The 9,436-nt window shown below is 63.0% G+C and carries 9 protein-coding genes; 7 read left to right on the top strand and 2 right to left on the bottom strand.

What is annotated here, in order from left to right:
- Positions 1–72 precede the first annotated feature (72 nt).
- Together PMI29_RS23285 and PMI29_RS23290 are read right to left on the bottom strand one after the other, a co-directional pair.
- Positions 73–1,479: an FAD/NAD(P)-binding protein gene (locus tag PMI29_RS23285; protein WP_007995237.1), complete on the bottom strand. Its 1,407-nt coding sequence runs from the start codon at positions 1,477–1,479 to the stop codon at positions 73–75.
- A gap of 14 nt (positions 1,480–1,493) precedes the next feature.
- Entirely contained in the window at positions 1,494–2,057 is a 564-nt protein-coding gene (locus PMI29_RS23290; RefSeq protein ID WP_007995236.1) for a helix-turn-helix domain-containing protein, read from the bottom strand.
- On the opposite strand from PMI29_RS23290, the gene PMI29_RS23295 reads away from it, so the two are divergent.
- From PMI29_RS23295 to PMI29_RS23325, 7 genes are all read left to right on the top strand, one after another.
- A complete protein-coding gene (locus PMI29_RS23295; RefSeq protein WP_081501636.1) occupies positions 2,052–3,077 on the top strand; it encodes a DMT family transporter in 1,026 nt (341 codons plus the stop codon). The genes PMI29_RS23290 and PMI29_RS23295 overlap by 6 nt on opposite strands.
- A gap of 272 nt (positions 3,078–3,349) precedes the next feature.
- On the top strand, positions 3,350–6,268 hold the full coding sequence (locus PMI29_RS23300) for a monovalent cation/H+ antiporter subunit A (protein WP_007995232.1): 2,919 nt from the start codon (positions 3,350–3,352) through the stop codon (positions 6,266–6,268).
- The gene (locus tag PMI29_RS23305; protein WP_007986256.1) at positions 6,268–6,612 is read left to right on the top strand and encodes a Na+/H+ antiporter subunit C; all 345 of its coding nucleotides are present in this window, start codon (positions 6,268–6,270) and stop codon (positions 6,610–6,612) included. The genes PMI29_RS23300 and PMI29_RS23305 overlap by 1 nt, the downstream gene beginning before the upstream one ends.
- The gene (locus PMI29_RS23310; protein WP_007995230.1) at positions 6,609–8,294 is read left to right on the top strand and encodes a monovalent cation/H+ antiporter subunit D; all 1,686 of its coding nucleotides are present in this window, start codon (positions 6,609–6,611) and stop codon (positions 8,292–8,294) included. Before PMI29_RS23305 ends, PMI29_RS23310 begins: the two co-directional genes overlap by 4 nt.
- Positions 8,291–8,779: a Na+/H+ antiporter subunit E gene (locus PMI29_RS23315; RefSeq protein ID WP_007995229.1), complete on the top strand. Its 489-nt coding sequence runs from the start codon at positions 8,291–8,293 to the stop codon at positions 8,777–8,779. Before PMI29_RS23310 ends, PMI29_RS23315 begins: the two co-directional genes overlap by 4 nt.
- On the top strand, positions 8,776–9,054 hold the full coding sequence (locus PMI29_RS23320; protein WP_007986253.1) for a K+/H+ antiporter subunit F: 279 nt from the start codon (positions 8,776–8,778) through the stop codon (positions 9,052–9,054). Before PMI29_RS23315 ends, PMI29_RS23320 begins: the two co-directional genes overlap by 4 nt.
- The gene (locus PMI29_RS23325) at positions 9,051–9,413 is read left to right on the top strand and encodes a Na+/H+ antiporter subunit G (RefSeq protein WP_007995227.1); all 363 of its coding nucleotides are present in this window, start codon (positions 9,051–9,053) and stop codon (positions 9,411–9,413) included. Before PMI29_RS23320 ends, PMI29_RS23325 begins: the two co-directional genes overlap by 4 nt.
- Positions 9,414–9,436: the final 23 nt, after the last annotated feature.

Raw genomic sequence — 9,436 nt, 5'->3', positions numbered from 1 at the left:
CGCTTGTAAAAAAAGTGAGTCGCCGTAAGGGCGAAACCATCAGCCGCCGTTACCCAAAAAACGGATATGTACTTAGCGCACCAGCCGCTCGGCCAACGCCTTGGCCTGGCTCGCCACATCGGTGACGGCCGTACTTTCCCACCACATGCCGCGCAACGGCGGCCCCATGGCAAACAGACGGCTGGCGGGCTGACCCTCGGCGTTCAGGACCGCGCCATCGACCTCCGCCGCGATGCCCAAGGCCAACGACCCCGGCCGCACCAGGCCTCGGGCGAGCAATTGCCGGGGCAGCGGCCGCGCGACACGGCGCCAGTCGTATTCGATACCGCTGGAGTTGATCAGGGCGGCACCGCTGACCACACAGGTCTGCGCCTCGCCACGCCGTCGAAGGCGGATACTCACCTCGCCATTGAGCGAAGGCTCAAGGCCCTTGAACAAGGCCGCGTGAATACGTAACCGCCCTTCTTTATATAGCCGCTCCACCAGTTCGGCACTCAAGGGTGGCGAACGGTGGTGATGGCTTTCCCACCACGGCCGCACATGCCGCACGAACTGCCGACGCTGCACGTCCGTCGCCTGATGCCACAAGCGGCCGATATGTGCCCGCACCGTGTCCAGCGGCGCCTGCCAGTCGATGCCCTGGGCGATCGCGTCCCGGCAGTGTCGACGCAGTTCGCGCATCAACTGGCGGGGTGTGCGGATGCTCTGATCCTGCGCGAGAAAATCCACCCAGGCCGGTGGCTGGCGACGCACATGGGGCAGCAGCCCATGGCGGGAAAACACTTCGATCGGACCACGATGCCCGGCCTGTTCCAGGGACACCACGGCGTCGACCATGGTCAGGCCCGAGCCGATGATCATGACCGTCGATAGCGGATCGAGACGCTGCATGGCTGCCACGTCCCACGGATCGAGGGCCGCAGCGTTCAAGCCGCTGGACCGGGTTTGTGGCGTGCGCGCGGCGGGGAACATACCCGTGGCCAGAACCGCGAACGCCCCTTGCAGGCATTGGCCATCGCTCAGTGTCAGCCGCACGTTATCCGTGCCGGTTTGCAAATCCACCACTTCGGCCCGCACATGTTCGACGGTCGAACCGTTCAAGGCCCCCACTGCTTGCGCTTCTGCCAGACGCTGCTGCGCGTACAGACCGAATATCCCCCGAGGCGGAAACAATTCGCTGATCGGCACATGCTGCTGGTCCGACTCCGGCCAGCCGCCGCTGGCAATGTAGTCGGTGAGCCATTGGGTCAGGTCGTCGGCGTTGTCGGGATCGACACTCATCCGCGCCGCGTTGCCGTTGAGCGTATGCCCCAACTCCACTGCGCTATAGGCCTCGCCCCGGCCGAGTTCGGCGCGGGGCTCAATCACCAGCACCTTGCGCTTGCCCGGCAGGCGCATCAATTGCGCCGCCAGCATCGTGCCACTGAGGCCACCACCGACAATCAGGATGTCAGCGTCATGGGTCAAGGCCTGGTCCATCGTGTTCTCCCTGTTCAGATCACCACGTTACGCACAAACCGCGCCGCCACCGTCCCGTCGTTGCGATAACAGTGCGGCTGGTTGCTGGCGAACATGAAGAATTCACCCGCTGCTATATTCTGTGGCTGGTCGCCGAGCATAACGGTCAGACAACCTTCGAAGACATAAATCTGCTCGCTCCAGCCATCGGCGTCCGGCTCCGACGGATACACCTCGCCCGGTTGCAGGCACCATTCCCACTGCTCGACTTCGCGGCTGGCGTGGGCCTTGGAGAGCAACACCGCTTTACTGCCGGGAATGGTGCCGGTCCAGGCCAGCTCATTGATACGGCTGGGATCGCGGGCGTCGGGCGCCTGGATCAAATCACTGAAGGCGACGTCGAGGGCTTCGGCCACCCGGTCGAGGGTGGTCAGGCTGACGTTCTTTTCCCCCGCCTCGATCGCCACCAGCATTCGGCGGCTGACACCGGACTTTTCGGCCAGCGCGGTCTGGCTCAGGTCGGCGGCATGACGCAAACGACGAACATTTTGACTGACGTGCTGGAGCACCGAAGCCCGTTGGGTAGAATCTTTGTGCACTATATTGCTCACTGGGTTGGGTTGGGCAGTATACTGCGCAACATTCGGCGCATTGTGCGTCCCCCTCCAGTAGCGTGCAAGGTCATGACGTCGGTGAACTCCCCAAAGGCTTCCTCCCGTTTTACAAGGCTCAGCAAGGCCGAATGCGTGCTGGTGCTGATCACGATGGTCTGGGGCGGAACCTTCCTGCTGGTACAGCATGCGATGACCGTCAGCGGCCCGATGTTTTTCGTCGGCCTGCGCTTTGCCGCCGCCGCGAGCATCGTCGCCCTGTTTTCCTGGCGTCACCTGCGCGACCTGACCCTGTTCGAACTCAAGGCCGGGTCGTTTATCGGCGTGGCGATCATGCTCGGCTATGGCTTGCAGACAGTCGGGCTGCAGAGCATTCCCAGCAGCCAATCGGCCTTTATTACCGCGCTGTACGTCCCTTTTGTGCCGTTGCTGCAATGGCTGGTGCTGGGGCGGCGTCCGGGGTTGATGCCGAGCATCGGCATCATGCTGGCCTTTACCGGGTTGATGCTGTTGTCCGGGCCGTCCGGTGCGTCGTTCAACTTCAGCCCCGGTGAAATCGCCACCTTGATCAGCGCCGTGGCCATTGCGGCCGAGATCATTTTGATCAGCACCTATGCCGGCCAGGTCGATGTGCGCCGGGTGACGGCGGTGCAACTGGCGGTCACTTCGGTGCTGTCGTTCCTGATGGTGGTGCCGACCAATGAGGCGATACCGGACTTCTCGTGGTTGCTGCTGTGCAGCGCGTTGGGCCTTGGGGCGGCGAGTGCGGCGATTCAGGTGGCGATGAACTGGGCACAAAAAAGCGTTTCACCGACCCGCGCCACGCTGATCTACGCCGGCGAGCCGGTTTGGGCCGGGATTGTCGGGCGCATCGCCGGGGAACGCCTGCCGGCGATTGCCCTGGTCGGGGCCGGGTTGATTGTAGCGGCGGTGATTGTCAGTGAGCTGAAGACCAAGGGTAAGGCGGCTGCGGTAGAAGAAGAGCTGGAGCGGGAAACACAGGGTTGAACCGCTAATTCAGCGGTGCATGATCGATTGCTTTCGCGGGCAAGCCCGCTCCCACAGGGTTTTGCGGTGTGCACACCGTTTTGTGTACATCCACAAACTCTGTGGGAGCGGGCTTGCCCGCGATGGCGTCCGAGAGGTTAAACCCAACCCTCTGAAACAAGGATAAACAGGACTTTTCCATCTACCGTGTAGGATTCTGCGACAGCTTGGCGTTTGGTGATCCGGGAGCTGGCACGTATGATGCTTCACAAACTTCCGCAGATTAGAAGCCTATGTCCCTGATAGTTCTACTGCTTCTGCCTTTCATAGGCAGCTGTTTGGCGGCCGTGTTGCCGCACAATGCACGTAACGCCGAATCCCTGCTGGCTGGCCTGATCGCCCTGATCGGCACCCTTCAGGTCGCGCTCCTGTACCCGCAGATCGCCCATGGCGGCGTCATTCGCGAAGAGTTTTCCTGGTTGCCCAGCCTGGGCTTGAACTTCGTCCTGCGCATGGACGGTTTCGCCTGGCTGTTCTCCATGCTGGTGCTGGGCATTGGCACCCTGGTTTCGCTGTACGCACGCTACTACATGTCGCCGAACGATCCGGTGCCGCGTTTCTTCGCGTTTTTCCTGGCCTTCATGGGCGCCATGCTTGGCCTGGTGATCTCCGGCAACCTGATCCAGATCGTGTTTTTCTGGGAGCTGACCAGCCTCTTTTCGTTCCTGTTGATTGGCTACTGGCACCATCGCGCCGATGCCCGGCGTGGTGCCCACATGGCGCTGATGGTGACCGGTGCGGGCGGATTGTGCCTGCTGGCGGGGGTCATGCTGCTCGGCCATGTGGTCGGCAGCTATGACCTGGACAAGGTCCTGGCCGCCGGCGACCTGATTCGCGCCCATGCCCTCTACCCGATCCTGTTGCCCCTGATCCTGATCGGGGCACTGAGCAAAAGTGCACAATTTCCCTTTCACTTCTGGCTGCCCCACGCCATGGCCGCGCCGACCCCCGTGTCGGCGTACCTGCACTCGGCGACCATGGTCAAGGCCGGGGTATTTCTGCTCGCGCGGCTATGGCCATCGCTCTCGGGCAGTGAAGAATGGTTCTACATCGTCAGCGGCGCCGGTGCCTGCACCCTGTTGCTCGGGGCGTACTGCGCGATGTTCCAGAACGACCTCAAGGGGTTGCTGGCCTACTCGACTATCAGCCACCTCGGCCTGATTACCCTGCTGCTCGGCTTGAACAGCCCGCTGGCCGCCGTCGCCGCGGTGTTCCACATCCTCAACCATGCAACGTTCAAGGCCTCATTGTTCATGGCCGCGGGAATCATCGACCACGAAAGTGGCACCCGCGATATCCGCAAGCTCAGTGGCCTGTACAAGCTGATGCCGTTCACCGCCACCCTGGCCATGGTCGCCAGCGCCTCGATGGCCGGCGTGCCGTTGCTCAACGGCTTCCTCTCCAAAGAGATGTTCTTCGCCGAAACCGTGTTCATCAATGCCACGCGCTGGGTCGAGCTGAGCTTGCCGATCGTGGCAACCATTGCCGGTACCTTCAGCGTGGCTTACTCCCTGCGTTTCACCGTGGATGTGTTCTTCGGTCCGCCGGCGACCGACTTGCCCCACACGCCCCACGAGCCACCGCGCTGGATGCGCGCGCCGGTCGAGTTGCTGGTGTTCACTTGTCTGCTGGTGGGGATATTCCCGGCGCAGGTGGTCGGCCCGCTGCTCGCTGCCGCGGCACAACCGGTGGTCGGCGGCACGCTGCCCGAATACAGCCTGGCCATCTGGCACGGCCTGAACGCGCCGATGATCATGAGCCTGATCGCCCTCTCTTGCGGCACCCTGCTCTACTTGCTGCTGCGCAACCAATTCAAGCGTGGACGCTTCCACTGCCCGCCAGTCATTGGTCGTTTCGACGGCAAGCGCCTGTTCGAGCGTGGCCTGATCATGATGATGCGCCTGGCCCGTCGCCTGGAGCCCCGGATGGGTACCAGGCGCCTGCAAATGCAATTGTTCCTGGTGGTGCTCGCCGCCGTGCTGGCCGGGTTGATTCCCATGTTGCACAGCAGCCTTCACTGGGGTGACCGGCCGAAAATCCCGGGGTCGATCGTGTTCGTCACCTTGTGGTTGCTGGCCATCGCCTGTGCCCTTGGCGCGGCGTATCAGGCCAAGTACCACCGTCTCGCGGCACTGACCATGGTCAGCGTCTGCGGTCTGATGACCTGCGTCACCTTCGTCTGGTTTTCCGCGCCGGACCTGGCCCTGACGCAACTGGCGGTCGAGGTGGTGACCACGGTGTTGATCCTGCTGGGCCTGCGCTGGCTGCCACGGCGGATCGAAGAAGTCTCGCCGTTGCCGGGCAGCCTGCGCCGGGCGCGGGTGCGGCGTATCCGTGACTTGCTGCTGTCGACCTCGGTCGGTATCGGCATGGCTTTGCTGGCCTACGCCATGCTGACGCGCCAGACACCCAACGATATTTCCTCGTTCTACCTGAGTCGCGCCTTGCCCGAAGGCGGTGGCAGCAACGTGGTCAACGTGATGCTGGTGGACTTCCGTGGTTTCGACACCCTCGGTGAAATCACCGTGCTGGTGGCCGTGGCCCTGACCGTGTTCGCCCTGCTGCGCCGCTTCCGTCCGCCGAAAGAAAGCCTGCAACTGCCGGCCCAGCAACGCTTGCTCGCGCCGGACGTGGTCACCGACCTGGTCAACCCGCGTCACGCCAGCGACACCGCGCTCGGCTTCATGATGGTACCGGCGGTGCTGGTGCGCCTGCTGTTGCCGGTGGCGCTGGTGGTGTCGTTCTACCTGTTCATGCGTGGGCACAACCAACCGGGCGGCGGTTTTGTCGCGGGGCTGGTGATGTCGGTGGCGTTCATCCTGCAATACATGGTCGCCGGCACGCAGTGGGTCGAGGCGCAAATGAGCCTGCGGCCGCTGCGCTGGATGGGCACCGGACTGCTGTTTGCCACGGCCACCGGGCTGGGTGCGATGCTGGTCGGCTATCCGTTCCTGACCACCCACACCTGGCATTTCTCGTTGCCGCTGCTGGGTGACATTCACCTGGCCAGCGCGCTGTTCTTCGACATCGGCGTGTACGGCGTGGTGGTCGGCTCGACCCTGTTGATCCTCACCGCCCTCGCTCACCAGTCGGTGCGGGGCCACAAAACCGCTGCCCAGCCTAAATCCGTTGCCGCCAAAGGAGCCGTCTGATGGAAGAAGTCATCGCAATCGCCATCGGCGTACTGGCCGCGTCCGGCGTCTGGCTGATCCTGCGCCCACGGACGTTCCAGGTGGTCATGGGCCTGTGCCTGCTGTCCTACGGCGTCAATCTGTTCATCTTCAGCATGGGCAGCCTGTTTATCGGCAAGGAACCGATCATCAAGGACGGCGTGCCGCAGGATCTGCTGCACTACACCGACCCGTTGCCACAAGCGCTGGTGCTGACAGCGATCGTCATCAGCTTCGCCATGACCGCGCTGTTTCTGGTGGTGCTGCTGGCCTCCCGGGGCCTGACCGGCACCGACCATGTGGATGGCCGGGAGCCTAAGGAATGATGGCGATGTCTCACCTGATCGTCGCGCCCATTCTGCTGCCGCTGCTGACGGCCGCGATCATGCTGATGCTTGGCGAGAAGCACCGGCCGCTCAAGGCAAAGATCAATCTGCTCTCCAGCTTGCTCGGGCTGGGCATCGCCGTGGCGTTGTTGCAATGGACACAAACTACCGGCGTGCCCGGTTCCATCGGCGTGTACCTGCCGAGCAACTGGCAAGTGCCGTTCGGCCTGGTGCTGGTGGTCGATCGCCTGTCGGCGCTGATGCTGGTGCTGACCGGCATCATCGGCGTCAGTGCCCTGCTGTTCGCCATGGCCCGCTGGGACAGCGCAGGTTCGAGTTTCCACGCGCTGTTCCAGATCCAGTTGATGGGCCTTTACGGCGCGTTCCTCACCGCTGACCTGTTCAACCTGTTCGTGTTCTTCGAGGTGCTGCTGGCCGCATCCTACGGGTTGATGCTCCACGGCTCGGGCCGGGCGCGGGTGTCGTCGGGGCTGCATTACATCTCGATCAACCTGTTGGCCTCGTCGCTGTTCCTGATTGGCGCGGCGCTGATCTATGGGGTTACCGGCACGCTGAACATGGCCGACCTGGCGGTAAAAATCCCGCTGGTATCCGAAGCTGACCGCGGCTTGCTACACGCCGGCGCAGGGATTCTGGCCGTCGCGTTTCTGGCCAAGGCCGGGATGTGGCCACTGAACTTCTGGCTGGTGCCGGCCTATTCCGCGGCCAGCGCGCCGGTGGCGGCGATGTTCGCAATCATGACCAAGGTCGGCGTCTACACCTTGCTGCGCCTGTGGACGCTGCTGTTTTCCGCCCAGGCCGGGGCATCTGCGTTCTTTGGCGGTGAGTGGCTGATCTATGGCGGTATGGCGACCATTGTCTGCGCAGCCATTGCGATCCTCGCCGCACAACGCCTGGAGCGCATGGCCAGCCTTAGCATTCTGGTGTCGGCAGGCATTCTGTTGTCGAGCATCGGTTTCGCCCAGCCGAACCTGGCCGGCGCGGCGCTGTTCTATCTGTTCAGCTCGACCCTGGCGTTGAGCGCGCTGTTCCTGCTGGCCGAACTGATCGAGCGCTCGCGTTCGGCCAATGAAGTCCTGCTCGAAGATGAAGCCGAACTGCTGCCCCGGCCACTGGAATCCCTGCATCCGCCCAAAGGCATCAACCTCGACGACGAACAAAAAGCCGTGGTCGGCCAGGTGATTCCCTGGACCATGGCGTTTCTTGGCCTGAGCTTCATCGCCTGCGCCTTGCTGATCATCGGCATGCCGCCGCTCTCCGGCTTTATCGGCAAACTCGGGTTGATCGGTGCCCTGCTCAATCCGCTGGGCCTGGGCAACAGCGGCGACGAGCCGATTTCCAACGCTGCGTGGGGCCTGTTGGTGTTGTTGATTGTGTCCGGGCTGGCGTCGCTGATCGCCTTCTCGCGCCTGGGCATCCAGCGCTTCTGGACGCCAGCGGAACGGCCATCGCCCCTGTTGCGACGCTTGGAATGCGTGCCGATCTTCGCACTGCTGGGCCTGAGTATTGCGCTGACCTTCAAGGCAGATCCGCTGCTGCGCTACACCCAGGCCGCCGCCGATGCCTTGTACAACCCGCAGCAATACGTGATGGCGGTGCTCGATACGCGCGTCGTACCGAACCCGCCGGCCCATGCGACCACGCTGGAGGTGCAACCATGAAGCGCCTGTTTCCGGCACCGTTGCTGTCGCTGGCCTTGTGGCTGCTGTGGTTGCTGCTGAACCTGTCGATCAGCCCCGGCAATCTGCTGCTGGGTGCAGCGCTGGGGTTCTGTGCGCCATTGATGATGCGCAAGCTGCGTCCGCTGCCAGTACGCATCCGTCGTCCCGGGGTGATCCTGCGCCTGGTCCTGCTGGTCGGGCGTGATGTGCTGGTGTCCAACCTCGCCGTGGCCTGGGGCGTGCTCAATGCCGGTCGCCGCCCGCCCCGTTCGCAATTCATCAAGGTGCCGCTGGACTTGCGTGACGCCAACGGCCTGGCCGCGCTGTCGATGATCACCACGGTGGTGCCCGGTACGGTCTGGTCGGAATTGGCGCTGGACCGCAGCATTCTGCTGTTGCACGTCTTCGACCTGGACGACGAAGCGCTGTTCATTCAGCACTTCAAGGCAACCTACGAACGTCCGTTGATGGAGATCTTCGAATGAGCCCGTTGCTGTCGAACGCGATCCTGCTGAGCCTGTTCTTCTTTTCCCTGGCGATGATCCTGACCCTGATCCGCCTGTTCAAGGGGCCGTCGGCCCAGGATCGGGTCCTGGCGCTGGACTACCTGTACATCGTCGCGATGCTGATGATGCTGGCGCTGGGTATTCGTTATGCCAGTGATACGTACTTCGAGGCGGCGCTGCTGATAGCGCTGTTCGGTTTCGTCGGCTCGTTCGCCCTGGCGAAATTCCTGCTGCGTGGTGAGGTGATCGAATGAATACGCCATTGTCGTTGTGGGTGGAAATCCCGGTGGCGATCCTGCTGGTACTCGGCAGTCTGTTTGCATTGATCGGCGCCACGGGCCTGCTGCGCATGCAGGACTACTTCCAGCGCATGCACCCACCGGCCCTGGCCTCGACGCTCGGGGCCTGGTGCGTGGCGCTGGCTTCGATCATTTACTTTTCGGCGCTCAAGTCCGCGCCGGTCTTGCACGCCTGGCTGATTCCGATCCTGCTGGCGATTACCGTGCCCGTGACCACTTTGCTGCTGGCCCGGGCGGCGTTGTTCCGTAAACGCATGGCCGGGGATGATGTGCCGGCTGAGGTGAGCAGCCGGCGGAGTGAGAGTGGCAGCTAAGCCAAAGTTTTGCAGTGACTGGA

The sequence above is a fragment of the Pseudomonas sp. GM49 genome, assembly GCF_000282355.1.
In the GTDB taxonomy this organism is placed as follows: Bacteria; Pseudomonadota; Gammaproteobacteria; order Pseudomonadales; family Pseudomonadaceae; genus Aquipseudomonas.
Note: the sequence above shows the minus strand (reverse complement) of the source record. Positions and strands in the feature narration are given on the sequence as shown.

Coding starts and splice junctions, on each gene's coding strand:
- PMI29_RS23285 (WP_007995237.1), bottom strand. CDS start 1,479: ATGGACCAGGCCTTGACCCATGACGCTGACATCCTGATTGTCGGTGGT.
- PMI29_RS23300 (WP_007995232.1), top strand. CDS start 3,350: ATGTCCCTGATAGTTCTACTGCTTCTGCCTTTCATAGGCAGCTGTTTG.
- PMI29_RS23305 (WP_007986256.1), top strand. CDS start 6,268: ATGGAAGAAGTCATCGCAATCGCCATCGGCGTACTGGCCGCGTCCGGC.
- PMI29_RS23310 (WP_007995230.1), top strand. CDS start 6,609: ATGATGGCGATGTCTCACCTGATCGTCGCGCCCATTCTGCTGCCGCTG.
- PMI29_RS23315 (WP_007995229.1), top strand. CDS start 8,291: ATGAAGCGCCTGTTTCCGGCACCGTTGCTGTCGCTGGCCTTGTGGCTG.
- PMI29_RS23320 (WP_007986253.1), top strand. CDS start 8,776: ATGAGCCCGTTGCTGTCGAACGCGATCCTGCTGAGCCTGTTCTTCTTT.
- PMI29_RS23325 (WP_007995227.1), top strand. CDS start 9,051: ATGAATACGCCATTGTCGTTGTGGGTGGAAATCCCGGTGGCGATCCTG.